The organism is Erwinia sp. HR93, assembly GCF_034555055.1.
Taxonomy (GTDB): Bacteria; Pseudomonadota; Gammaproteobacteria; order Enterobacterales; family Enterobacteriaceae; genus Apirhabdus; species Apirhabdus apintestini.
On sequence record NZ_JAXUDP010000001.1, the window covers coordinates 1,674,152 to 1,696,437 of the forward strand.

General features: G+C 55.4%; 29 protein-coding genes and 1 tRNA gene. 13 read left to right on the forward strand and 17 right to left on the reverse strand.

Features of this window, described 5'->3' with window-relative positions:
* Window positions 1–87 precede the first annotated feature (87 nt).
* Window positions 88–164, forward strand: a tRNA-Asp gene (locus SFA31_RS07725).
* A gap of 121 nt (window positions 165–285) precedes the next feature.
* Here SFA31_RS07725 and SFA31_RS07730 read toward each other — a convergent pair.
* The 17 genes from SFA31_RS07730 to SFA31_RS07810 all read right to left on the reverse strand — a co-directional run bounded on the left by SFA31_RS07730 (window position 286) and on the right by SFA31_RS07810 (window position 9,680).
* The gene (locus tag SFA31_RS07730) at window positions 286–1,137 is read right to left on the reverse strand and encodes a DUF4942 domain-containing protein (RefSeq protein ID WP_322837461.1); all 852 of its coding nucleotides are present in this window, start codon (window positions 1,135–1,137) and stop codon (window positions 286–288) included.
* 80 nt (window positions 1,138–1,217) lie between these two features.
* On the reverse strand, window positions 1,218–1,421 hold the full coding sequence (locus SFA31_RS07735; RefSeq protein ID WP_125311035.1) for a DUF957 domain-containing protein: 204 nt from the start codon (window positions 1,419–1,421) through the stop codon (window positions 1,218–1,220).
* Window positions 1,422–1,450: 29 nt separating this feature from the next.
* Window positions 1,451–1,942 (reverse strand): DUF5983 family protein, encoded by a 492-nt coding sequence (locus SFA31_RS07740; protein ID WP_322837462.1) that lies wholly within the window; start codon window positions 1,940–1,942, stop codon window positions 1,451–1,453.
* A complete protein-coding gene (locus SFA31_RS07745; RefSeq protein ID WP_322837463.1) occupies window positions 1,939–2,316 on the reverse strand; it encodes a TA system toxin CbtA family protein in 378 nt (125 codons plus the stop codon). Before SFA31_RS07745 ends, SFA31_RS07740 begins: the two co-directional genes overlap by 4 nt.
* Window positions 2,317–2,366: 50 nt before the next feature.
* Complete coding sequence (locus tag SFA31_RS07750) at window positions 2,367–2,726, reverse strand: type IV toxin-antitoxin system YeeU family antitoxin (protein WP_322837464.1); 360 nt, start codon at window positions 2,724–2,726, stop codon at window positions 2,367–2,369.
* A 23-nt stretch (window positions 2,727–2,749) separates the two neighbouring features.
* Window positions 2,750–2,971: a DUF987 domain-containing protein gene (locus SFA31_RS07755; RefSeq protein ID WP_322837465.1), complete on the reverse strand. Its 222-nt coding sequence runs from the start codon at window positions 2,969–2,971 to the stop codon at window positions 2,750–2,752.
* Between the two features lie 14 nt (window positions 2,972–2,985).
* The gene (gene radC, locus SFA31_RS07760; RefSeq protein WP_322837466.1) at window positions 2,986–3,465 is read right to left on the reverse strand and encodes a RadC family protein; all 480 of its coding nucleotides are present in this window, start codon (window positions 3,463–3,465) and stop codon (window positions 2,986–2,988) included.
* 11 nt (window positions 3,466–3,476) lie between these two features.
* Window positions 3,477–3,947 carry an antirestriction protein gene (locus SFA31_RS07765; RefSeq protein ID WP_322837467.1) on the reverse strand — a complete coding sequence of 157 codons (471 nt, stop codon included), beginning with the start codon at window positions 3,945–3,947 and terminating at the stop codon, window positions 3,477–3,479.
* A gap of 15 nt (window positions 3,948–3,962) precedes the next feature.
* A complete protein-coding gene (locus SFA31_RS07770) occupies window positions 3,963–4,217 on the reverse strand; it encodes a hypothetical protein (protein ID WP_322837468.1) in 255 nt (84 codons plus the stop codon).
* Complete coding sequence (locus SFA31_RS07775) at window positions 4,217–5,035, reverse strand: DUF932 domain-containing protein (protein ID WP_322837469.1); 819 nt, start codon at window positions 5,033–5,035, stop codon at window positions 4,217–4,219. Before SFA31_RS07775 ends, SFA31_RS07770 begins: the two co-directional genes overlap by 1 nt.
* Before the next feature lie 117 nt (window positions 5,036–5,152).
* Window positions 5,153–5,629 carry a hypothetical protein gene (locus SFA31_RS07780; protein WP_322837470.1) on the reverse strand — a complete coding sequence of 159 codons (477 nt, stop codon included), beginning with the start codon at window positions 5,627–5,629 and terminating at the stop codon, window positions 5,153–5,155.
* Window positions 5,630–5,725: 96 nt separating this feature from the next.
* Window positions 5,726–6,265 carry a DUF4339 domain-containing protein gene (locus SFA31_RS07785; protein WP_322837471.1) on the reverse strand — a complete coding sequence of 180 codons (540 nt, stop codon included), beginning with the start codon at window positions 6,263–6,265 and terminating at the stop codon, window positions 5,726–5,728.
* Window positions 6,266–6,327: 62 nt separating this feature from the next.
* Window positions 6,328–6,786 carry a hypothetical protein gene (locus tag SFA31_RS07790; protein ID WP_322837472.1) on the reverse strand — a complete coding sequence of 153 codons (459 nt, stop codon included), beginning with the start codon at window positions 6,784–6,786 and terminating at the stop codon, window positions 6,328–6,330.
* Window positions 6,783–7,235 (reverse strand): YfjS/YafY family lipoprotein, encoded by a 453-nt coding sequence (locus SFA31_RS07795; protein ID WP_322837473.1) that lies wholly within the window; start codon window positions 7,233–7,235, stop codon window positions 6,783–6,785. Before SFA31_RS07795 ends, SFA31_RS07790 begins: the two co-directional genes overlap by 4 nt.
* A 35-nt stretch (window positions 7,236–7,270) precedes the next feature.
* Window positions 7,271–7,837 (reverse strand): hypothetical protein, encoded by a 567-nt coding sequence (locus SFA31_RS07800; protein WP_322837474.1) that lies wholly within the window; start codon window positions 7,835–7,837, stop codon window positions 7,271–7,273.
* Window positions 7,834–8,544, reverse strand: coding sequence for a WYL domain-containing protein (locus SFA31_RS07805; RefSeq protein WP_322837475.1), 711 nt, complete (start codon window positions 8,542–8,544; stop codon window positions 7,834–7,836). The genes SFA31_RS07800 and SFA31_RS07805 overlap by 4 nt, the downstream gene beginning before the upstream one ends.
* Window positions 8,545–8,804: 260 nt before the next feature.
* A complete protein-coding gene (locus SFA31_RS07810) occupies window positions 8,805–9,680 on the reverse strand; it encodes a GTPase family protein (protein ID WP_322837476.1) in 876 nt (291 codons plus the stop codon).
* Window positions 9,681–9,916: 236 nt separating this feature from the next.
* Between SFA31_RS07810 and SFA31_RS07815 the strand changes: the two genes are divergently transcribed.
* From SFA31_RS07815 to SFA31_RS07870, 12 genes are all read left to right on the forward strand, one after another.
* Window positions 9,917–10,477, forward strand: a complete 561-nt coding sequence (locus SFA31_RS07815; protein ID WP_322837477.1) for a YagK/YfjJ domain-containing protein — start codon at window positions 9,917–9,919, stop codon at window positions 10,475–10,477.
* 95 nt (window positions 10,478–10,572) lie between these two features.
* Entirely contained in the window at window positions 10,573–11,184 is a 612-nt protein-coding gene (locus SFA31_RS07820) for a DUF2913 family protein (protein WP_322837478.1), read from the forward strand.
* 679 nt (window positions 11,185–11,863) lie between these two features.
* Window positions 11,864–12,364: a type VI secretion system contractile sheath small subunit gene (gene tssB, locus SFA31_RS07825; RefSeq protein WP_322837479.1), complete on the forward strand. Its 501-nt coding sequence runs from the start codon at window positions 11,864–11,866 to the stop codon at window positions 12,362–12,364.
* A 33-nt stretch (window positions 12,365–12,397) separates the two neighbouring features.
* Entirely contained in the window at window positions 12,398–13,945 is a 1,548-nt protein-coding gene (tssC, locus tag SFA31_RS07830) for a type VI secretion system contractile sheath large subunit (RefSeq protein ID WP_322837480.1), read from the forward strand.
* A gap of 18 nt (window positions 13,946–13,963) precedes the next feature.
* On the forward strand, window positions 13,964–15,301 hold the full coding sequence (tssK, locus tag SFA31_RS07835; RefSeq protein WP_322837481.1) for a type VI secretion system baseplate subunit TssK: 1,338 nt from the start codon (window positions 13,964–13,966) through the stop codon (window positions 15,299–15,301).
* Window positions 15,298–15,951, forward strand: a complete 654-nt coding sequence (gene tssL / locus SFA31_RS07840) for a type VI secretion system protein TssL, short form (RefSeq protein ID WP_322837482.1) — start codon at window positions 15,298–15,300, stop codon at window positions 15,949–15,951. The genes tssK and tssL overlap by 4 nt, the downstream gene beginning before the upstream one ends.
* A 3-nt stretch (window positions 15,952–15,954) precedes the next feature.
* Entirely contained in the window at window positions 15,955–17,679 is a 1,725-nt protein-coding gene (locus SFA31_RS07845) for an OmpA family protein (RefSeq protein WP_322837483.1), read from the forward strand.
* 3 nt (window positions 17,680–17,682) lie between these two features.
* Window positions 17,683–18,174, forward strand: coding sequence for a type VI secretion system effector Hcp (gene hcp, locus SFA31_RS07850; RefSeq protein ID WP_322837484.1), 492 nt, complete (start codon window positions 17,683–17,685; stop codon window positions 18,172–18,174).
* Window positions 18,175–18,236: 62 nt separating this feature from the next.
* On the forward strand, window positions 18,237–18,434 hold the full coding sequence (locus tag SFA31_RS07855) for a hypothetical protein (protein WP_322837485.1): 198 nt from the start codon (window positions 18,237–18,239) through the stop codon (window positions 18,432–18,434).
* Between the two features lie 295 nt (window positions 18,435–18,729).
* The gene (gene tssH, locus SFA31_RS07860; RefSeq protein ID WP_322837486.1) at window positions 18,730–21,378 is read left to right on the forward strand and encodes a type VI secretion system ATPase TssH; all 2,649 of its coding nucleotides are present in this window, start codon (window positions 18,730–18,732) and stop codon (window positions 21,376–21,378) included.
* 1 nt (window position 21,379) lies between these two features.
* Window positions 21,380–21,985: a DUF2778 domain-containing protein gene (locus SFA31_RS07865; RefSeq protein ID WP_271126085.1), complete on the forward strand. Its 606-nt coding sequence runs from the start codon at window positions 21,380–21,382 to the stop codon at window positions 21,983–21,985.
* A complete protein-coding gene (locus SFA31_RS07870; RefSeq protein ID WP_322837487.1) occupies window positions 21,982–22,209 on the forward strand; it encodes a hypothetical protein in 228 nt (75 codons plus the stop codon). Before SFA31_RS07865 ends, SFA31_RS07870 begins: the two co-directional genes overlap by 4 nt.
* The last annotated feature ends 77 nt before the right edge of the window (window positions 22,210–22,286 follow it).

A 22,286-nucleotide genomic window follows, 5' to 3' on the forward strand; every position in this document is an offset into this window, starting at 1 on the left:
CGCAGTCGGTTTATTTTACGAGAAAATTTATTGACGCGCCCGGGGGCAATTCGTAATATTCGCTCCGCTCCCAACGTGGAGCGCCGCGGAGCGGTAGTTCAGTTGGTTAGAATACCTGCCTGTCACGCAGGGGGTCGCGGGTTCGAGTCCCGTCCGTTCCGCCAATATTCAGGGCCATGTTATTGATTAACATGGCCCTTTTTCTTTTCTGATTTTTCGGTATGCCATCCAGTATGCCATTGTCGTCCGGCTTGCGCTGGCTCACCTGATATAGCATCGGACAACTCACTCTCTTCTCGCTGGCAGTGCTCCCGGATAGTGTCGGGCGATGATGTCGTTCAGCTTATCAACCAGCTCAGGTCGCTTGAATACGATGTGTGCAGTTCCCTTCTGAAAATACTTAATCACAAATATCTCATCCTCGTAACGGTTACTGTGCCGATTAGCATGGATATGATCGCTGAGACGACGGGTAACGTCAGCGCGGTTGTCGGGAACCGGTTTGCCATCAAGAAGCATCAGCATGCGTTCAAGGTCTGCAAGCCGATCACGTTGCCAGCCCCAGTTAAGCCCAAATCCCCATCGGTCGAATTTGACCAGTCCCGTCACAATGATTTTCGCGCCAAACTTGCAGGGCGAGTTTGTCTTGAAATCCCAGGACAACCCTTTAAACACGTTGATCACCCCACGCTCAAACACCTCGCCTTTGCTCTGGTGCAACTGCTCAAACGTACTGAGGATATTGGCTTCACTGACAGCGGGAATATCGTCCTTTTCCAGGCTGTTGTACCACTGCTCACGAGCCTGAGCATCCATGAGCGAAAGCATGCCCGACTTCTTCATCAGGTCTCGCCATATGCTGCGATCGAGATTACGGGTAATAGCTTTCATCGCCGCTTCTGGTTTCTCCATCAACCAGCAGCCGCAACGGAAATCCTGCTTCATAGCCCAGTCCAGCGCGGTTTTTCCCCCGATACTGCGGGTCAGCATCGAAACATCGTCCAGTTGTTGCATGAGCACTTCAATCTGCGCCAGAGCGGCATTACGTCCCGTGACAATACGCTCAATGCTGGTGGAGCAAATCACGTCGGTGTGGCCGGTTAATACTTCGGGTTCGGTGAGAGTAAGCTCTGACATTATTTCGTTCCTTATATAAAGCAAAGCGCCAGCCGGTGAGGGCTGGCGATTATGAGTAAGTGATGACTACTGTTCGGTGGTTAATCTGTACTGGTCTGTCGCAGAAGTTGAAGATGACGGAGATCGCGAACGTCCTGACGCGCACGTTCAATCCAGGGCAACAGCACTGCTGAATCGGTGTTGTCTTCGTCGTTGTCGAAGATGATCTCCGTACCGCAATCAATATTGTCCTGTAGCCAGTCGATCAGAATGTTGAGAGCAACCTCAGTGGTTAATTCCGGCATGTGAAAACCTTGCGGTGATTGAGGCTGGATTACCAGTCGAAGGTGGCAAAGCCCGGTAGCACTTCGCCAAAGGCGTCCAGATGAACTATACCAGCGGCGTAGCGACGGATAAGCGTCACCACTAACCGACGGCAGGCTTTCGACAGACCGAGGCGTTTGAGTCGTAAGACCGGAAATGACCACGCCCCCAGGTAGAGCAGATAACCCGAGCCAGTGTAAGAAATCCATTCCTGGTCGCCAAAGTCTTCATACTGGTGTGAAAGGGTAAACAGCAGAGCATTGTCTTGCTCCGTGATATGCGCGGTACTGCACTGGATACAGTTGACGCGGGCGACGGGCGGAAGCGGATCTTCAACAACCAGCTTTCCGGGGGAGTCAGCAACGCGAAGGGAATAACCGTTGTCACAGACCACGTTAATCAGGTCGGCCAGTTCAATACCATCGATATCGACAGCGATCCGGCCCGCATTCAGGGCCAGTACGTTGATGGCATCAGCTTCCACAGTGAGGGACAGCTTCATGGCTGCACCTCCCGGTATTTGCCGATGGTGATGTCGGTCACCGTTCTGTAGTCGTTGCGGGTCATCAGTCCGGTGGCTTTGCGGGCGCGGAGAATATCGATACTGGTGAGAAGCTGCGACTGTGTTTCTGCGCTGAAACCGCGACGGTCGGTGCGTACCAGATCGTATTTCTCCACGATAAAGTTCACGGCGTCGCACAGTGATATACCGGCGTCGATATGCTCCTGAATCACACCGTCGTTACCAAACGGCGTGTCGTTAAGTGTCAGACCGTAGTGACGATCTAACAGGTTGCTCAGAAGCCGTTGCCAAATCTCCACCGGTGACGGGTGTGGTGTAGCCTCCTGCGTTGAGGATAGTGGTTGGGTTTGCATAGTGGGATCTCTTTGTTGATGGGTAAAACGAGGGTAAGTAGTAAGAAGCTTTATGCGGTTGCCGCTGGTGTCGGATAAATCGCCAGGTATACGTAACCATGCGAGCCGAGGGAGTCGGCCTCGCAGGTCAGCCCTTTTGCATAGAGCATGACACAGTGCTGATGGCGGGGATTGAGTTCACCGCTGGTGAGCATCAGTTCAAGCTGTTTGAGCAGCAGTGGAAATGCCTGGTCGAGATGCCGTAAATCCGCGTCGCTGAACTGTCCGGTGATGCTGGCCCGGTCAGCGAGATAATGCAGACGGTTGCCCGCCTGCACCAGCCGTGCGCCAAAACAGGGCGTGATACTGCGTTTAAGCCCCCACCAGGGTTCAGTGATATCGTGGTTTACTGTCGGTATTTTATTCGACAATTTTAGCCTTCCTTAAACGTGTGTTAATTAAGCGTGACGCTGCGTAATACGACATACGGGCCATTGCGGTCCTGGCGGCGTTCAGCGAAGACCGCGAGCACACCGGTGATATCCTGCACCTCCCGACCGGCATAGTGGCAGATACTGCCGGACCACTTATATTTGCCGGTACAGAAGCGAAACAACCGGGACTGCGGATGCTGGCGATAAATCGTCATCGCCTGACGTTTGCTGATGATTTTCATCGTGCTGCTCTCCTTTAAAGCCAGCCACGTTCGGAAAATGAGACAACATCCATGCCGCCCACCACCAGGTGGTCCAGCAGGCGGATATCAACCAGCGCCAGAGCCTGCTGAATACGCACAGTGACCTGACGATCGGCCTGGCTGGGTTCTGCATGACCTGACGGGTGGCAATGCGCCACAATGACTGCGGCAGCGTTGTGTTTCAGGCCGGATTTCACCACTTCCCGGGGATGGAGCTGCGTATGGTTTATGGTGCCGGTGAAGAGCGTTTCATGGTCTATAAGACGGTGCTGGTTATCGAGGAAGAGTGCGGTAAACTCTTCACGCTCAAGTGACGCGAGCTGCAGGCGCAGCCAGTCGCGGACGGCATGGCTGGAAGTAAATGACGCGCCGGGTTCACGTAGCTGGCACTCCAGCAGGGTTAACGCTTCCCTGACTGTCTGCTGGTCGGCAGGGGGTAATTCACGGGCAAACAGCGGTAACTGTTGTTCCATAGCGGCTGACCTCAGTCGATGATGTGCATGATGGTGTTACATTCCGCGTGGTTGAGCGCGTAATCCCGCAGGCGGTAATAGTGCTCTGTCATGGCATCGCATTCGGTACGCATGGAGTGGTGGCTGTAAGTCATCAGACAGACCGCAATCCCGGCAGCTTCGGCACTCATGTCACCGCCGTTGCCATTCATCGCGTTGAACAGAGACCAGGGGCCCTCGCTATCCGCTTCCGGGGCCATAAACGCGCCGCCGTTGCTGAGCGTGTACAACTGCCAGATACCGCCGTGGTAATCGGCGCAGAGGCGGTCCATCCACGCGAAGACCGTGGGCTCAAGGATTATCCACTGCGGAATGCTGCCAAAGTGCTGCGGCCAGAAGCTGATGCGGTTCTCATCGGTTACCGGTATAGCGATAATCTGATGCTGAGCCGCAGCAGGAGTATCTGTTGCGGGTGTGAACAGTGGCAGAGTGTTATCGGTCATGTTGTTTTTCCTCTTTTATTCATTGTGTTGGGGATACCGGTTCAACCGGAGTGACGGACAGGACTGCGCATAGCCGTCTTCATCACAGTGTGAGGGCCAGTGGCCGTCAGCGAGACTTAACCGGCAGAGACTGAGTTCACCGGGACGATAAAGAAGGTGTGAACACCAGGCGCACAGGTCGTCATCGGAGATAGAGCGGCTGCCGGGGTTGTTCTCCAGGGGGGCAGGATAAATGGCAGCCGGGTGGGCGTTATCAGGCAACGGTGGCATCAGCTCAGCGCCTGCTGCAGCTCTTCCGCCATCACCCAGAGTGCCCGGTTGAGCTTAACGTCGCCGTCGATGCCTTTCACCGCGCGGGTATGGCTGCGTTTGCCTTTGGCAGTACGCCCTGGCTGCCCCCCTTTGAGCAGGTTCTCCTGGCACCGATTAAAAACTGACCACAGGTCATCCTGACGGTCTTCATAGCGGCGGGGTGTCAGTATCTGCGCTTCCGTCACCGGCTGGTGCTCTTCCCCGAAACGGTACGTCAGCGCGGCTCTGGCAAAAGCCTGTTGTGCCGGTGGCGGGAGTAAAAGCGACTGCATCGCATCACGCTTCTCTTCCACCCGGTCGAACACACCCAGTACCTCGTAAGCACCTTCAATGACCTTTTCCACCACATTCCCCCGGTGTGGAACCCGGATTTCACCAAACGACTGTCCGCAGACGAGCGAATTAGTACAGACGCTGCGGAATATTCCAGGAAGCAATTGAAAACTGGATTCACCGCCGTGCGAATTCAGGATGATAATTTCCGGCACCTGCTGACCGTTTATCTGACTGGCGCGACGCAGTCGGAGCATATGTTTTGTGTGTTCCCGGCGACCCGGATCGCGGACGCGGGACTGGCAGGCAAAAAAGGGCTGGAAGCCTTCGCGCTGCAGGTTCTCCAGCAGGGTGATGGTGGGAATAAAAGTATATTTTTCACTCCTGGAAGCATGTTTATCCTCTCCAAAGACGCTGGGGACATGCTGCATCAGTTCTTCATGGGTTAATGGACGGTCGCGGCGGATCTGATTTGTTCGTCCAAAGTGGCTGGCTAATCGCATGATTAACTCCTTGTATCGATAGTGAAATAAAAACAAAAAGGCCATGTTCCTTCGGGAACATGGCCTGGTGTTATCTGGTGCTGGTGGGGACTGGTCTGTGACCAGAAACGTGGGGGATTAGCCGTCTGTGGCGTCGATGGTCCTGCATTCACTGAGGTCAGACAATTCTTTCTGCGTGTTCTTCAGCCCCGGACTGAAGGTGTCGACTTTTTTATCGTTGACGTAAACATCAAACGTCGTGGCCTGAGCCAGCGCGTTAATAAATGACACCCAGGCGTTATCACCGTTTCGCCAGCCGAGGAATGACGGTAGCAAATACTGACTATTATCCATGACGACCGTTATTTCCGTCCCGTTGTCATGAGAACTTACTGATGTTCCATCAGGCAGGGTGAGATCAACACCGTGTTGCAGAATATTCTGAGCATCCGGGTTGGTGGTGCAGTTCAGATTAAACACCACCTTCTCCGGGCTGGTGATGAGATATTCGGTCACGCCCTGACCAAATCCGCTGGTCCACATATTGGGCAGGGCATGGGCCGTTGATGCTAAAGTCAGTATGGCGGCGGTGAGAATACATTGAGACAGTCTCATGATATTGTCCTTAAGTAATGAACACTGTTATTGTGTTGATAATAATGGTTGTAATTAAACAGGCTGATGTTCAACCTTTCTCCTGCTGAATAACCATCAGGCCGCCAGCAGTACCAGTATCAGCGTGACCAGCCAGACCCAGAAGTAAGCCGGTTTCTGACCGAGGGCTTTTGCCCTGCGCCACAGATAAAACGGAACCAGCCAGGCCAGCCAGCCAAAGGCGGCGGTATCCACACCGGATTTACGGAGCCGCCGTTCATCCAGATATCCCAGCGCAATATTCAGTATCAGCGTGATAAACCAGTATTGCCCTTCACTTACTGCGGTATACGCCTCCTCAAATTCCATTCCGCTCAGCCCGGCCGTCCACATCTCCAGGGCATACCCAATCAGGGGAGCAAAAGCCAGCGTCCAGACCACCCCGCCGGGGATACGATTGCCGGGGAGCGCGGGGGGAACTGTACTTTGTTTCAGGACCTCAGCCAGCGGGGTGGCTGACAGTGGTTGCCATTCCGCCATGCCCTGTTGCCATACCAGCGTTGAGGCATTCAGCTCTCCGCGCCGAATACGTTCGCTTATGTCGGCTTCGGTCACATTGTCATGACGCACGCCATTTTTCTCATAATGCCAGTTCATTCTTTTCCTTTATTTTTAATGTGTTAAATGAATACGGGAAGCTTCTCCCTGAGACAGGGAGTTCACTCTTCAATGTATTCGAAAGAACCGACTGGCTTGCCGTTGTAGTACATCACGACGTCTGCCAGTGATTTTCTGTTCTGTGGTTTGACAAAACCTGCACTGAATGCCTTGCTGCAGTACTGCTCCAGGGACATTTTCGCCGTCGGGATCAACTCCATGGCGTCACCATTAGAACGGTCAACCACACCCCAGATACCGTTGGGGCATTTCCAGTCGCTGGGGACCATTCTGACAATGGCAACGCACCCGTTTTCCGATTGCGAAACCACTTCACACATCTTTCTCACCAGTTTGTACTGGTTACACCAGAAGGGTTTGTTATGCTGCATATCGCGGGTGTAGGCCGGAATGCCGCCTTTGATGGCACCCTGAAAACCGCCAGAGACATCAGCATGGGCCGGTGTCAGCAAATACAGACTCAGGACTGCAGCAGAGATAACACCTTTCAGCTTCTTCATGGATGGTTCTCCTGGTTATCCGGCAGATAGAGTTTCCCCATTTCCTTGCCATCGTGCGAATACACCACCGATTTTTCACCCGTATAGCTATCGGTCTCAATCCGGAAGCTCAGCGTAATATTGTCAGCGAGGCACAGGGCAGCCATCAGCGGCTGTACCGTTTTCTGCTGCATATCAGCAATGTAGTAATAATTACCGGACTCACAGTCTTCCGGCGACTGGTGTGTTTTCATTACCGTGTATTGCGGCGTACCGAAGGCATCCTTTTTTACCCATTCCTGCACGATATCGGATTTATGCGACACCACCTTGCTGAACGGCGGCGGGGTCAGGTCCTTAAATCGGGCAATCGCCTTCACGCCTGCATCTTCCTTGCTGTCGCAGCCGGAGAGCAGCAGAGTGCCGATGACCACCAGAGAGGTCGTCAGACGCGTAATAAATACATTCATGTTAAAACGCCCTGTTATGGTTATTTTCAGCGGGTTCAGCAGTTGCCGGTGCGGCGACACAGCTCCGCCAGGCTCTGTTGCGCCACCCACTGCTGTAGTTTCCTGTCAGCTTCAGATCTTCTGGCCGCCAGGGCTACCTGTTGTTTTTTGTTGACGCAGTTTTCCGGGAAGGCGGCCAGCACCTGATTGCTGTGAGGTTCTTCGGCCAGCTCCAGTTGATACTGCGTATCGATAATGGTGAAATAACAGCCTTTCCCCTGGTCTTCGCCCTGGTACACAGAGGTAAGGTCAGAGGTGTAGCCGCTGGCTGGTTTCAGATTCAGCCTGCGTACCGTGTGCGTTTTCTTGTCGGCAAGGTAATAGGCACCGCCACCACGGACACGCAGCAGAAACTGTTTCGTCCAGGGATAATTGCCTATTACATTAGCCTGATAAAGGGCGTTATGCAGCGTGTTGTTATCCGTACCGTCGGCCGATTTCCAGCCGTCGGCCTGCATGTACTGCCAGGACCTGACGGAGCCCATGATGTCATCAGCAAGGGCCGGAGCTACTGAGGTGATGCAGAGGCTGGCTGCCAGCGCCGCCGTGGAGAGTAATTTCATACCTGTTCCTTATGGGTAAACTGTTCGTTGCCGTCAACGAACAATGAATGAAACACATGAAAATGCGGTAACGCCTGTAAAAAATCCGGGCGTGACAGAGTGCGGATAACATGTCCGTCTGGTGTGAAGGTTTCCGCATGAAACGTCACGGAGTGAACGGTGTGCAGTGCAAAAACGGTTATCCGGGCAAGGTGTTCCCCCACCAGAAACCACTCACCGGCGCTGAAAATCAGTCGGTAGGGGGCAAGGTTGTCGCAACGGCATCCGTCAGCCAGCAGGGTTACCCTCCGCTGTTCTGATACCGCCCTGACCAGTCGCGTGAAAATACCCGGGCGGGAAGACGGTACGGATGCCCCCTGATACCAGATAAGGCATGGAGAGGCGCTCTGGCTGCTCATCAATGAACTGACCAGATGGTGGTCCATATCAGGAAACAACGCGCCAGTGCCTGACTGAAGGGCAAACTGCATTGCTGCCTCCTCCCGAATTTCCTGACGCCCACCGGTCAGCAGACGGCAGCAGCCATCCTGATACTCGATGTCGAGATAAATCAGACGCTCGCGGAAATCACGATGCAGGGTGCGAACCGACACGCCAAACTCAGCGGCCAGTTTGCGCATATTCAGCGTTTCACCCGCGAGCAGACGGCTGATAATCAGCGACAGCCGGACAGACAGGCGGTCATAACGACGCTCAGCCTGAGACATGTATTATCTCCGTGTTGGGTAAGTGATTAATTAAGAAGGTATTACTGTAAAGGATGGGGGTGACAGGTTGTGTCCGTCATACGTAGCGAAACGCCTGGTGCAAGAAGACTGTGTGGATGCAGTGTCGGCAGTGGTGACGCGCTTATAACTGGTGGTATCTTTTGCTGGTCAGGACAGGTTATGTCTGCCTTGAAATAATCATCTACCATGTGGTGAACAAATAGAGTCATTCACTACCGTCATGACGACCTTTTACTCATTCAGAAGAAAATCCAGTCCCAGACCGCGCGGGCCACGGACACCACCGCATCACGCACGGTACGTATCACAGTCTTCAGCGGCGCGGGCAGGAATGACGATGACTCGGCTGTATCGAACACCCGGCCCACCGCCTCACCGAAGTCGTCACGGGCCTGCGACTTTACCGGCTCCGTACAGAGCCTCCCTTGCAGTTGTGTCGCCACCGGGCTGGTGGCGCGGTCCGGCAGACAGCGCATCATGGTTGCCACCATCTCCTCCACACCCCAGCCGCTACAGGCGGAGACCATGCAGACCGGGTGATGCGGGTTAAACATCGACGTAATGGCTGCCTGCTTCGCCTTCAGGTTTTCCTGTTGCTGTGCTGAAGGGGTACTGGTTCGGGTATCCCATTCGTGGCTGGGTTCGATTTTGTCGGCCTGGTTAATTATAAACAACACCTGCTGCCGGTAAGGCTGCATCACACCGTGCCAGAACTGTTCGTCCACCGACAGCGCCCGGTCATCGGCCTTAATGACCCACAGCACCATGTCCAGCTCCGGCAGCATGCGCCGGTACAGGGCGCGGTATTCATGGTCCCGTTGCCCGTTTTCTCCCACCCCCGGTAAATCGACAATCACCAGGCTGTGACGCCCGCTGCGCAGCCGGAAGCGCAGCACGTCACGGGTACAGGCGTTCACATCACTGACGGGGGAGACCTCGCCCCGGAAGAGTTCGTTGCAGAGCGAGGACTTACCGGCACCACTTTTGCCCATGATGCCAATTACCGGCTCGTAGTGGGTGAGATTCTGAATGCGTTCAAGAATCAGCTGGCGAAGTGTACCGGGAAGCGACGCCAGCGGTTGTTCAAGGGCCTGAAGGCCGTGTGGTTTAGTCATACAGGGTTCTCAGCGTGAAAAAGAAAAATCCCCGCGCACCAGTACAGGAGGCGGGGGATTCACGGAGATAATATCTTTCTGAAATTATTTGGATTGTAACCGATTAAAGGACGAAAGGCTCTCCGTCTTAGTGAGCGAACGTAATGATATGGGACCGATGATGAGCAGCACGCCTGCGACATCACGCTCCTGTCCATCACACCAGTATTCCTCTATGAAACAAAGAGAGCGTCTTTATGAATCCTTATTCTCCCTCCATCGTCTCCGGCAATTCGACTGACACGACAAATACACGCGCCTTTCTGCAACAGGCCGTTGACCATTACCCACGACTCGCGGCGTTCTGCTTTACGCTGGCGCTGCCGTACCGCGAGAGCATGGCCGATTACCGGTCATTGATTCTGCGCTTTCATACCGAAGTCTGGCAGCGTATTGGCGAATATTCGTGGCAACGCCAGCAGGCGCGGTGTCACTTACCGCCCACTCTTTTGCGCTGGCTATGGGAGGCCGCGAGTGCGCCAGCGTGTCGGATGGTACTGCTGATGAACCTTGACACGCTGGCGGCTGTGAGAAAACCGCCACTTGTGGAGAGTGTGTTGCAGGAGATGTATGCCGTTATTCGCGAGGCATGGCGCACGGTGACGGATGCAGATAACCGCGTAGTCAGCATGTCCTCTTCCATTATCAGCCGCACAGACAGGTGTTCATTTACCCGATCATTCAGTCAGTTACAGACCAGGGTGAATGAAATGGCCTCTCCCGTTATGACGGCCAGAACGGCTGTGGTTTGTCCGTAAAGGTTATGGCTGTTCTTGTGGCAGTTATTCGGGCCAGAAAATATGCACCTTCTCCTGGTCTTCCCCGATGTCTGCAGCGCCGATATAATTTCTGAATGAAAAAAGCTCTTGATACCTTACCCACAGAACAAACCGTCACGGCACTTGCGCATTTTGCCTGGTGTGCCCTTGTCGCCTTACGCACTGCACAGCAGGATGGTCAGGCGTTGTCGCTGCTCAGCACGCACACATTTTTACTTCGCTGGTTAACGGTGGCGTATAAACAAAAACGGTTTCCGCGTGCAATCGCATCCGACATTGAGAGTCTGGTGGTGCTGGGGCGCAACAAAGGTCTTGCTGCCAGCTTACTCAGTCGTCTGGAATATATCTGGTCTTCGTGTAGCAGACCGGTGCCTGCTCAGTCAGATTTGTACAGTCTGACGTACGCAATTGAACAGCTTAAATCGCAGGGCTGGGTCAATGCCGTGGTGAGCGATGGGGACTGGGACAATGAAGCGCTCCTGGTCCAGGAATACAGTGATATGGATGCACTGCTGGTAAGGAAGTTGGCACTGACCGGTGGCTTTTCGGATGAGGGCAAACTGGTTGCACCGGTGGAATTTCTGGTGACGGGTAACCTGTCAGCATGTACAGCGGTTTTTCAGGCCCATGCCCTTCCTTTAGTCATGATGGCGTTGAATCGGTTCGCATTACAACCTGAGCAATAGAACAAACATTCTCAACGCATTAGTCAGTCTGATCACTGTCCATTCCCTGAATGGCAGGTATCCGGGTCGTGCTTACCTCCTGGTATTGGTGCATGTGTAAAGGGCAGTCGTGACATTTCCTTCTGACGAGAAAAAAATAAGCCCCGTTTAAATGAAAAATAAGAAATGATGAAAACCTGAAAATGTCGTCAATTTTTCACATGCTCATTCACGTCCTGCTTCTCATTTTTGATAAAAGTACAAAATCAGATATTTCACGTTATTCGTTGATATTTTGTACAAGCATGCTCCCTAAGCAAAATTGATCATTTGCTGCACACCCTTATCCCATAAGGCCTTAAGGGGTTATGTAAGAAAATTCTTATAAATCAGAAAGATGATCTGTGATTGTTAAAAACTGGAAATGTAAAATATTGTTACATTTTTTTGTTTCCTATCTGGCAGGGAACGTTCCTACACTCCGGCTATTGGGTTTTATCCGAAATTTTTCATTTCAGACAAATGCTCAAAAATACAGTGTCGGCATGCTGGTGGATGGAATGCGCCCGCTTTTTAGTTCCGGGATTTTTATTTACGTCGGATGACGCGAACCGGAAAGTTGTTCTGGCAGGGTAATTTTTTCTTAGTTATTTCTCACTGGCATTGACCGTTTCTATTACTCCATAGAACAGGGACAGCCATGTCTAACTCTTCCTTTCAGTCCGAAATCCCTAAAGCGCGTATTAATCTCAAGCTCGATTTGCATACGGGGGGCGCGAGCAAGAAAACGGAGCTCCCCCTGAAATTACTGGTGGCGGGCGACTTCAGTCACGGTCAGGAATCTGCCCCCCTGTCTGAGCGCAAAAAAGTTGATTTGAATAAAAATAATTTCGACTCAGTGTTGTCCGAATATTCCCCAAAAGTCAATCTGACTGTTAAAAACACGCTGGCTGATGATGGCAGCGAAGACAACATCAGCCTGACCTTCCGGAGCATGAAAGATTTCACTCCGGAGCAGGTCTCCCGGCAAATCCCTCAACTGAAGGCAATGCTTTCCATGCGCAACCTGCTTCGGGATTTAAAAGCGAACCTGCTGGACAATCAGGCTTTCCGAAAGGAGCTGGAAAAAATTCTGCTCGACCCGGCGTTAAGTGCAGAGCTCAGAGCCGAACTTTCAGCCCTGGCCCCGAAACAGCCATAACGGTCACGATGATTTAACGGATTAATAAGGAAGATGCTGATTTCTGTAAAAAATGAGAATGCGACGGGCGGCGAAAGTGTGGTGCTGGAACGTCCTGCTGCGGGCGGGGTTTATGCGTCCCTGTTTGAAAAAATCAATCTGAATCCGGTCTCTGAGCTGAGTGCGCTGGATATCTGGCAGGACGCGCAGGCGATGTCGGATGCGACTGCGGATGAACGTCTAACGGCGGGGATGCAGGTGTTCCTGGAGTGCCTGACGAAAGCGGGCTCAAAAGTTGAAAAACTCGACAAAAACCTGATTGACCACCATATCGCGGAGCTGGACTGGCAGATTAGCCGTCAGCTGGATGCAGTAATGCATAGCGAAGAATTCCAGGCGGTGGAGAGCCTGTGGCGCGGCGTGAAATCGCTGGTCGACAAAACCGATTTCCGTCAGAACGTGAAGGTTGAGCTGCTGGATATGTCAAAAGAAGACCTGCGTCAGGACTTCGAAGACAGCCCGGAAATTATCCAGAGTGGACTGTATAAACATACATATATCGATGAGTATGACACCCCGGGTGGAGAGCCGATTGCCGCGCTGATTTCTGCCTACGAATTTGACGCGTCTGCGCAGGATGTCGCGCTGCTGCGTAATATATCAAAAGTCTCCGCTGCTGCCCACATGCCGTTTATCGGCTCTGCCGGCCCGAAATTCTTCCTCAAGGACTCAATGGAAGAAGTGGCAGCCATCAAGGACATTGGTAACTACTTCGACCGTGCGGAGTACATCAAGTGGAAATCCTTCCGCGAGACGGACGATTCCCGCTATATCGGTCTGGTGATGCCACGTGTACTGGGTCGCCTGCCGTATGGTCCGGACACCGTGCCGGTCCGCAGCTTCAACTATGTGGAAGAAGTGAAAGGCCCGGATCATGATAAATACCTGTGGACCAATGCCTCGTTCGCCTTTGCATCCAACATGGTGAAAAGCTTCATCAACAACGGCTGGTGCGTACAAATTCGTGGCCCGCAGGCGGGTGGCGCCGTACAGGACCTGCCAATCCATCTGTATGACCTGGGCACCGGCAACCAGGTGAAAATTCCGTCAGAAGTGATGATCCCGGAAACCCGCGAATTTGAATTCGCTAACCTTGGCTTCATTCCGCTGTCCTACTACAAGAACCGCGACTACGCGTGCTTCTTCTCGGCGAACTCCACCCAGAAACCGGCGCTATATGACACCGCGGATGCGACGGCCAACAGCCGTATCAATGCCCGTCTGCCGTACATTTTCCTGCTGTCGCGTATTGCGCACTACCTGAAGCTGATTCAGCGTGAAAATATCGGCACCACCAAGGACCGTCGTCTGCTGGAATTAGAACTCAATACCTGGGTGCGCAGTCTGGTGACCGAAATGACCGATCCGGGCGACGAACTGCAGGCTTCACACCCGCTGCGTGACGCGAAAGTGGTGGTGGAAGACATCGAAGATAACCCGGGTTTCTTCCGCGTGAAGCTGTACGCGATCCCGCACTTCCAGGTGGAAGGGATGGACGTCAACCTGTCACTGGTTTCTCAGATGCCGAAAGCCAAATCGTAAGGCGAGGGGAAATCAGGGATGAAAATTTACCGCCCACTTTGGGAGGATGGGGCTGCTCTGGCCCCGCAACAGTTCCAGCAGCAGGCCCGCTGGAGTGAACACGTTGCCGACATGGTCGCCCGGATGGGTATTTCTCATCCCTGGGGCGTGGTGGCGGCAGAATTTGATGATGCTGCACTCGCGCTCTCGCGCCTGAACGCCACCCGTCTTGTGGTGCGCTTTCAGGACGGTACCCTTGTGGATACCGACCTGGCAGACACGCTTCCACCGGTCTGTGATTTGTCTGTTGCCGCCGGCAGTGAGGCTGTTGATGTGGTTGTTGCGCTGCCGCTGCTGAGTGCCAGCGGCGGTAACCTCGATAACGGGCAGGACAGTGAGCGCCCGCGCCGCTGGAAAGCGGAGCGTGTGGTGGTGCAGGAGCTGGCCGGGCATGAAAGCGGGGAGCTGGCGATTCTGCGTAATGCGCTGACCCTGCGTCTGTCCAGCCAGGAAAACACGGCATACCTGACCTGTCCGGTGGCCCGCCTGGTACGCAATGCGCAGGGGCAGTGGAGCCGTGACCCGGCCTTTATCCCGCCGATGCTGTCCGTTGCTGCGAGCCCGTGGCTTGCCACCGAACTGGGTGATCTGCTGGTTCGTCTGCAGGCCCGTCGACGTCGCCTGATGGCCATGCGTCGTGAAAGCAATGAGCGGATGGCCGACTTTGCGGTCGCGGATGTCTCCCTGTTCTGGTTGCTCAATGCCCTGAACAGCGCCGGGCCGGTGCTGACGGAACTGCTGCAGACGCCTGAGCGTCACCCGGAACTGCTGTACCGCGAACTGACCCGTCTGGCCGGCAGCCTGCTGACCTTCTCACTGGAGCACGACGCCGGCGATATTCCTGCTTATCAGCACGATGCACCTGAGCGGGTATTCCCGCCGCTGCTGGCACTGCTCGACAAGCTGCTGGAAGCGAGCCTGCCGTCACGGGTGGTGAGTATTCACCTGGAACATCAGGACCAGATCTGGAAAGGAGCCCTGCACGATGCGCGCCTGCGCGAAGGGGCTGATTTCTACCTCTCCGTACGCTCCTCCATGCCGAACCATGAACTTCAGACGAAATTCCCGCAGCTGTGTAAAGCGGGCAGTTTTGATGATGTGTCTGATGTGGTGAATGTGGCCCTGAGCGGCATGGTTATCAAACCGCTGGCCCATGTTCCGGCCGCTATCCCGTTACGCCTTGAGAACCAGTATTTCTCGCTGGATCTGAGTACTGAGGCGGCTCGCGCAATGCTTGAGATGGGCAGTTGCACCTTCTACACCCCGCGGTCACTGGGGGATGTGAATCTTGAACTCTTTGCGGTGCTGCGCTCATGAATAAATCCGAACTCAGCCAGATAGAACGCATTTTCTACCCGGGCTGGCTGATGGCCAGCCAGCTGCGCGGCGGCCAGGAAGTCCGGGACGGGGAAGGGCTCTATCGCCGGGCCTGCCGTCTGGTGCAGGAGGCGAAAGCGGCGCTCACGGAGACAGGTTACAGCGACATCAGCCGTGACCATATGGTGTATGCCCTGTGTGCACTGCTTGATGAGAGCGTGATGAACCGGGGAACCACCGATGATGGTTACCTGACCTGGCGCCGTGACCCGCTACAGGCACACTTCTTTGGCACCCTCAATGCTGGTGAAGAGCTGTGGGAGCGGATCCGAAACCTGCTGAAAGAAACGGCTCCTGACGCCGCCGTCCTGACCTGCATGTACCGGACCCTGCAACTGGGGTTCGTCGGTCAGTATCGCGCCCAGGATGATGAGCGTCGGGAGGATATTGTTCGCGCACTCGCGGAACGGGTGCCGGCCTTCACGCTGGCTCAGGACGCCCCCATTGTTGCCCGGGCATCACGCCTGCGCAGTGGTCGTCGCTGGTACTGGCTGACCTGGATTGTGGCCGCCGTTGCCCTGGTGGCGCTCTGGTTCTTCCTTTCGTCTTCGCTTACTGACCTGGTAGGCCAGACCGTCAGGCCGGGATAAGCGATGCGGGATGCGTACAGAAGTCTGTTAACTGCCCTGGGTGCCTTACTGGCGCTGTGGCTCATCCTGGGATTCTGGCCACTGTCCACAGGCAGCCGTGTGGCACTCAGCCTGCTGGTTGTTCTGGTGTCCGGGGGGATGCTCTGGCGTCAGCGTCGGGCTTCTCAGGCGCGGGCGACCGCTGTCAGTGAGATTGTGGATGAAAACCTGCCGGCGGAAGATTTTCAGGGGGCGGTGATCCTCGTCTGTGGGGACAACACCCCGCTGTTTGTGTCCGGTTCCCGTCACCGGGAAACCCGGCAGGGCTGGTATCTGTGGGTGAAAGATGCGGAACAGCTGCCACTCTTTGCGCAGCATCTGAGCCTGGTGCGCCCGGCCCTGGTGTCGCAAATCTCCGTCATGCTGGCGGTGGTGCCTGAACAGCACACCTCCGGTGATGATTTTACCCAGTCCCTGCGGGGCTGGCAGCGGGCTGTCGTCCAGTGCCGTGCGGCATTTGGCACTCTCCCTCCGCTGTGGACTGTGACCTGGGGCTCGCCCCCTGTGGCCTGCGCGGAGGCAGAGTCCGTCTGGTTTACCACGGTCAGCCAGCGAAGTGGCATTCAGGTGTATCAGCCTGGTCAGGGCAATGTGTCACTGACGGAGTGGACCCGGGAGACCGGCTCAGACGGACGTCTTTCGCGTCTGAGTCAGGGCCTGTGGCTGGACAGTCTGCTTGCCTGGCAGAACAGCGCGGTGACAAACCTGCTGTCGGTACGCCAGGGCGAACTGCCGGTGATGAAGCCCTGCGTGCAGGGCATGTGCATGGTGCCGGTGAGCGGTATCACGGGCAATCTCTGGCAGCAGCACATCACTTCCGTGACGGCGCTGCCACCGGATGCCGTTGTGACGACAGAGCCACTGCCGCTGCCTGAACTGCTGCTGCCGGCGTTACCACGCCGACGTGGTGTCAGCCGCAGAATGGTGTTCTGGCGCTATGCCGGATTACTGGGCGGGATTTTCCTTGCACTGGCCATGCTGGCATCCTGGATGAACAACCAGCGTCTCATCCGTAATGTGGGCGATCACCTTGCGTTATATCACCAACTGACGGGTAAGCCTGTTGCTCCGAAACTGCGGGCCCAGCAGCGCCTAAGAGCCGATGGCGCATTGCTGGACGACTGGCAGCGTCGTGGGGAGCCACTGCGTTATCGCCTGGGGCTGTATCAGGGGCTGCGTCTGGTTCCGCCTGTTGAGGCTGCCGTCAGCGACTGGGCTCCACCGCCACCGCCACCACCGGTCATTAAGAAAATCATCCAGGGTCCGAAAACCATTCGCCTCGACAGCATGTCGCTGTTCGATTCGGGCAAGTCGGCGCTGAAAGCCGGGTCCACCAAAATGCTGGTCAATTCGCTGGTCGGCGTTAAGGCGAAGCCGGGCTGGCTGATTGTCGTGTCCGGCCATACCGATAACACCGGTAACCCGAAGCTTAATCAGACGCTGTCTCTGAAACGTGCCGAAGCGGTACGCAACTGGATGCGTGACACCGGTGACGTGCCAGAAAGCTGTTTTGCGGTGCAGGGCTATGGCGCAAGCCGACCGGTCGTCACCAATGACACGGCGGAAGGCCGCGCAGCCAACCGGCGTGTAGAGATAAGCCTTGTGCCGCAGGCTGACGCCTGTCAGGTGCCAGGCAAACCAGCGTCACCGGATGAAAGTGACGCATCAACTCAAGAAATGGAGAAATAAACCATGGCAATTCCTGTTTATCTGTGGCTGAAAGACGACGGCGGCGCGGACATTAAAGGGTCTGTGGACGTTCAGGATCGTGAAGGCAGCATCGAAGTGGTCGCTCAGGAACATAACCTGTACATCCCGACCGATAACAACACCGGCAAACTGACTGGTACCCGTATCCACACCCCGTTCCTGTTCACCAAGGAAATCGACTCCTCCAGCCCGTATCTGTACAAGGCGGTGACCACCGGTCAGACCCTCAAGTCTGCGGAATTCAAGTGGTACAAAATCAACGACGCGGGCCAGGAAGTGGAGTATTTCAACACGAAGTTAGAAAACGTGAAGGTCGTTAAAGTGAATCCGATGATGCACGACATCAAAAACCCGGCTTTCGAGAAACACAACCACCTCGAGCAAATCGAGCTGCGTTACGAAAAAATCACCTGGACCTACAAAGACGGCAACATCATTCATTCCGATTCCTGGAACGAACGCGCCACCGCGTAAGACCATGTTCACACCGCATTGCGATCCCTTTGCGTATCACAATGCGGTTACAGGAGAGAGCTATGTCTGTTTCACTCGCGAACTGGGCGACTAACTGGCAGAAAGACCAGCGCTTTAGCAAAAACTACACGGCGCGTCTTATTGAAAAAGCTTGTGGGCTGGATACTCAGTTAAACAATGCTTATTGCAGCGGAACGCTTAAGGTAATTGCCGGGCCGCATCGTAAAGCCGGGCCGAATGGCGGTGGTGATGCCCGGTAGCATATGACATTACAGCCCAATACCAGCAGTTCCTGCTGGCATGTCATTCTGGATAACAGCGTGACCAGACCTGTCGAAATCAATAAACGTGAATATTTGGGGCACAGTTTTTAATTTGCTCCCTGTTCAGGTCCGTCACGCGGACCTGAATGGATTTCTTCGTTAAGCGCCTGTCAACACGGGCCTTCAGCAAAGAAATTCACCATCTGCCTGCCCGGCCACATGCGCTTTGGTCTCCTGAACGGGAAACAGCGAGGGGCGGTAGCGTGTCCGGAAGCCATCAAGAGAGAGATTCATGGAAAATCCAGCCATCCTGTTGCGACGTCTGAACCCTTACTGTGCCCGTGCGATGGAAGGGGCGGCCTCCCTGTGCCAGACCCGTGCCCATGCGGAAATTTTGCCGGAGCACTGGCTGCTGAAGCTGCTCGAACAGGGGGAAGGTGACCTGACAGTGCTGGCTCGCCGCTACGAGTGGGATATGGATGCACTATGGCAGGATTTGCTCGGCTGGCTGGATAATCAACCGCGCTCGGTACGCAGCCGTCCGCAGTTGTCCGCCGATATCCAGAAACTGATGCAGGAAGCCTGGATGCTGGCCTCACTTGCCGGAGAGGAAAGTATCCGCAGCGTATACCTGCTGATGGCGCTGACGGAAAACCAGCGACTTGCCCACTGTGATGGTCTGTGGCCACTGCTGACGCTCGGGATGAGCCAGCTCTCCCGCCTGCGTCCGTTACTGGATGCGCAGTCTGACGAGCGGCCGGATCTGCAGCTGGAAGCCGAACTGAGCCAGGATCACGGCACTGAGGTGGAATTTGTTGGCCGTCCTGTCGGGGCAGAGCTGAAAGAGGGTGAGCTCAACCCGGCGCTGCAGAACGCGCTGGATAAATTCACCCTCGATGTCACCGCCAAGGCCAAAGAGGGCAAAATCGACCCGGTGTTTGGTCGCGATACCGAAATCCGCCAGATGGTGGATATTCTCTCGCGTCGTCGCAAGAACAACCCGATTCTGGTCGGTGAACCGGGCGTGGGCAAAACCGCGCTGGTCGAAGGTCTGGCGCTGCGCATTGCCGAGGGCAACGTGCCGGAATCCCTCAAACCGGTCATCCTGCGCACCCTTGACCTCGGTTTACTGCAGGCGGGCGCAGGCGTAAAAGGCGAATTCGAACAGCGCCTGAAAAATGTCATTGATGCGGTGCAACAGTCACCGACGCCAATCCTGCTGTTTATCGACGAAGCCCACACCATTATCGGAGCCGGTAATCAGGCGGGTGGTGCGGATGCGGCCAACCTGCTGAAACCGGCACTCGCCCGCGGCGAACTGCGCACCATTGCCGCGACCACCTGGTCTGAATACAAGCAGTATTTTGAGCGTGATGCTGCGCTGGAGCGCCGCTTCCAGATGGTGAAGGTGGACGAGCCGGATGATGATACTGCGTGCCTGATGCTGCGCGGCCTCAAATCCCGCTATGCCGAACACCACAACGTACATATCACCGATGACGCCGTCCGTGCTGCGGTCACGCTATCACGTCGTTACCTGACAGGCCGTCAGTTACCAGACAAGGCCGTTGACCTGCTGGATACCGCCGCCGCGCGTGTGCGCATGAGCCTCGACACGGTGCCGGAACAAATTGTGCGCCTGAAAGCACTGCTGACCGCTCTGGAACTGGAAGAGCAGGCGCTGCTGGAAGATATCGCTGCCGGCAGCAACCGCCATGGTGACCGTCTGGGTGCCATTGAGCAGCAGCGGGCTGAACTGGAAGCACGTATCGGGGAGCAGGAGGCGCGCTTCAGCAACGAGAAGGTACTGGCACAGCAGCTGATGGCCAGCCGCCAGGACATCAGCCAGCAGGCTGAGATTTCCGACCTGCAGCAGCAGCTCGAACAGGCACAACAAGGCGACGTGCTGGTTCAGGTGGATGTGGACACCCGCACGGTCGCTAACGTGATTGCCGACTGGACCGGCGTACCGCTCTCTTCCCTGATGAAAGACGAGCAGACCGAACTGCTGACCCTGGAAAATGAAATCGGCTGTCGTGTCGTCGGTCAGGATGTTTCCCTTGAGGCTATCGCCCAGCGCCTGCGCGCAGCGAAGACCGGGCTGACGTCAGAGAACGGCCCGCAGGGTGTGTTCCTGCTGGTCGGCCCGAGTGGTGTCGGGAAAACCGAAACTGCACTGGCGCTGGCAGACGTGCTGTACGGCGGTGAGAAGTCACTCATTACCATCAACCTGTCCGAGTACCAGGAGCCGCACACCGTTTCGCAGCTGAAGGGCTCGCCTCCGGGCTATGTCGGTTACGGCCAGGGCGGCATTCTTACCGAAGCGGTGCGCAAGCGCCCGTACAGCGTGGTGCTGCTGGATGAAGTGGAAAAGGCGCACCGCGACGTGATGAACCTGTTCTATCAGGTGTTCGACCGTGGCTTTATGCGCGACGGGGAAGGGCGTGAAATCGACTTCCGTAACACCGTTATCCTGATGACCTCGAACCTCGGCAGCGACCACCTGATGCAGCTGCTCGACGAACAGCCGGACGCCACCGAAGGCGACTTGCAGGAACTGTTGCGTCCGATATTGCGTGACCACTTCCAGCCGGCGCTGCTGGCCCGCTTCCAGACCGTAATTTACCGCCCACTGGCAGAAGCAGCCATGCGTACCATCGTGGAAATGAAACTGGCTCAGGTCAGCAAGCGCTTACATCGCCACTACGGTTTGACCACGCAGATTGATGAAAGCCTGTATGACGCCCTGACTGCAGCCTGCCTGCTGCCGGACACCGGCGCACGTAACGTCGACAGTCTGCTCAATCAACAAATTCTGCCAGTGCTGAGTCAGCAACTGCTGACCCACATGGCCGCGAAACAGAAACCACACTCCCTGACGCTCGGCTGGAATGAGGAAGAAGGGATTGTACTGGCGTTTAATGAGGCGCACGGAGGCTGAAATGCAGATTTGCATGATGGATTACGGCAACCTGTCGGCAGATGGCAAAACGGCGTACCTGAAATGCTACGGCATCGGGACGTTTGAAGTGCTCTCGGGGATTGAGCGTTATATGAATAATCCTGACTGCGCCGACCATGAAAAAGCCGCGATTCCTGTCGGGACCTACTGGGTCACTGACCGGCCTGCCGGCAGTCTCTACAACCGGGTTCGTGCAGAAGCGATCGATGCCTGGCATCACTACCGCAACCATCACAGCGACTGGTTTGCGCTGTTCAGCGACAAAACCAAGAAAGACAGTCTGAATGTGAATGGCCTGAACCGGACCGGATTTCGCCTTCATCCGCTGAACAGCGACGGAACCGGTGTTTCATGGGGCTGTATCACCCTGCGTCGCTACAGCGACTTCCAGCATCTGCGCCGCCTGTTACTGAGCCGCGGTACGTTTCCGGTTCCGGGTGGCAACGGCCTGATGGCCTATGCCCGTATTGATGTACGCGGTATCCCTGATTTCAGCCAGTGTGAGGCAGAGGTCAGGGAAAAGGAAGACGCTGACAAGCGTCGTGCACAACAGGCCCTGAAGAAACGCACGGAGAGCGCAGAATGAAAATCCTGCTCGTACTGGCCCTTGCGTTGCTCGGGTCGTTCTTCCTTCCCGATGGCAACCTTACCGATTTTGTCATCAACCACCTTCCGGTGTCGGGAGACGGTGAGGAGGGGATGGATAACCTTGCGATGACGGTCATCCTGATAAAAGCCCTGCTCAGCGGCGTCGGGGCATACCTCCTGCTGACCCTGCTTCACTGGCTGCGCAACCGCCCGAATAAATAGTCCGTTTTCTTCTTCACTGACCGATGCTGGCCCGCGCCAGCCCTGACGGAATAACCGAATACACAATGGAGTCAACG

What these genes read in the sequence shown, in the direction of transcription:
- SFA31_RS07845 (WP_322837483.1), top strand. Translation starts at nt 15,955, where the DNA reads ATGCGGGATGCGTACAGAAGTCTGTTAACTGCCCTGGGTGCCTTACTG.
- SFA31_RS07805 (WP_322837475.1), bottom strand. Translation starts at nt 8,544, where the DNA reads ATGTCTCAGGCTGAGCGTCGTTATGACCGCCTGTCTGTCCGGCTGTCG.
- tssC (WP_322837480.1), top strand. Translation starts at nt 12,398, where the DNA reads ATGCTGATTTCTGTAAAAAATGAGAATGCGACGGGCGGCGAAAGTGTG.
- SFA31_RS07735 (WP_125311035.1), bottom strand. Translation starts at nt 1,421, where the DNA reads ATGCCGGAATTAACCACTGAGGTTGCTCTCAACATTCTGATCGACTGG.
- hcp (WP_322837484.1), top strand. Translation starts at nt 17,683, where the DNA reads ATGGCAATTCCTGTTTATCTGTGGCTGAAAGACGACGGCGGCGCGGAC.
- SFA31_RS07795 (WP_322837473.1), bottom strand. Translation starts at nt 7,235, where the DNA reads ATGAATGTATTTATTACGCGTCTGACGACCTCTCTGGTGGTCATCGGC.
- SFA31_RS07785 (WP_322837471.1), bottom strand. Translation starts at nt 6,265, where the DNA reads ATGAACTGGCATTATGAGAAAAATGGCGTGCGTCATGACAATGTGACC.
- radC (WP_322837466.1), bottom strand. Translation starts at nt 3,465, where the DNA reads ATGGAACAACAGTTACCGCTGTTTGCCCGTGAATTACCCCCTGCCGAC.
- SFA31_RS07865 (WP_271126085.1), top strand. Translation starts at nt 21,380, where the DNA reads ATGCAGATTTGCATGATGGATTACGGCAACCTGTCGGCAGATGGCAAA.
- SFA31_RS07775 (WP_322837469.1), bottom strand. Translation starts at nt 5,035, where the DNA reads ATGCGATTAGCCAGCCACTTTGGACGAACAAATCAGATCCGCCGCGAC.
- SFA31_RS07810 (WP_322837476.1), bottom strand. Translation starts at nt 9,680, where the DNA reads ATGACTAAACCACACGGCCTTCAGGCCCTTGAACAACCGCTGGCGTCG.
- SFA31_RS07815 (WP_322837477.1), top strand. Translation starts at nt 9,917, where the DNA reads ATGAATCCTTATTCTCCCTCCATCGTCTCCGGCAATTCGACTGACACG.
- SFA31_RS07745 (WP_322837463.1), bottom strand. Translation starts at nt 2,316, where the DNA reads ATGCAAACCCAACCACTATCCTCAACGCAGGAGGCTACACCACACCCG.
- tssK (WP_322837481.1), top strand. Translation starts at nt 13,964, where the DNA reads ATGAAAATTTACCGCCCACTTTGGGAGGATGGGGCTGCTCTGGCCCCG.
- SFA31_RS07820 (WP_322837478.1), top strand. Translation starts at nt 10,573, where the DNA reads ATGAAAAAAGCTCTTGATACCTTACCCACAGAACAAACCGTCACGGCA.
- SFA31_RS07780 (WP_322837470.1), bottom strand. Translation starts at nt 5,629, where the DNA reads ATGAGACTGTCTCAATGTATTCTCACCGCCGCCATACTGACTTTAGCA.
- SFA31_RS07870 (WP_322837487.1), top strand. Translation starts at nt 21,982, where the DNA reads ATGAAAATCCTGCTCGTACTGGCCCTTGCGTTGCTCGGGTCGTTCTTC.
- SFA31_RS07790 (WP_322837472.1), bottom strand. Translation starts at nt 6,786, where the DNA reads ATGAAGAAGCTGAAAGGTGTTATCTCTGCTGCAGTCCTGAGTCTGTAT.
- SFA31_RS07765 (WP_322837467.1), bottom strand. Translation starts at nt 3,947, where the DNA reads ATGACCGATAACACTCTGCCACTGTTCACACCCGCAACAGATACTCCT.
- SFA31_RS07770 (WP_322837468.1), bottom strand. Translation starts at nt 4,217, where the DNA reads ATGCCACCGTTGCCTGATAACGCCCACCCGGCTGCCATTTATCCTGCC.
- SFA31_RS07855 (WP_322837485.1), top strand. Translation starts at nt 18,237, where the DNA reads ATGTCTGTTTCACTCGCGAACTGGGCGACTAACTGGCAGAAAGACCAG.
- tssB (WP_322837479.1), top strand. Translation starts at nt 11,864, where the DNA reads ATGTCTAACTCTTCCTTTCAGTCCGAAATCCCTAAAGCGCGTATTAAT.
- SFA31_RS07800 (WP_322837474.1), bottom strand. Translation starts at nt 7,837, where the DNA reads ATGAAATTACTCTCCACGGCGGCGCTGGCAGCCAGCCTCTGCATCACC.
- SFA31_RS07740 (WP_322837462.1), bottom strand. Translation starts at nt 1,942, where the DNA reads ATGAAGCTGTCCCTCACTGTGGAAGCTGATGCCATCAACGTACTGGCC.
- tssH (WP_322837486.1), top strand. Translation starts at nt 18,730, where the DNA reads ATGGAAAATCCAGCCATCCTGTTGCGACGTCTGAACCCTTACTGTGCC.
- SFA31_RS07755 (WP_322837465.1), bottom strand. Translation starts at nt 2,971, where the DNA reads ATGAAAATCATCAGCAAACGTCAGGCGATGACGATTTATCGCCAGCAT.
- tssL (WP_322837482.1), top strand. Translation starts at nt 15,298, where the DNA reads ATGAATAAATCCGAACTCAGCCAGATAGAACGCATTTTCTACCCGGGC.
- SFA31_RS07730 (WP_322837461.1), bottom strand. Translation starts at nt 1,137, where the DNA reads ATGTCAGAGCTTACTCTCACCGAACCCGAAGTATTAACCGGCCACACC.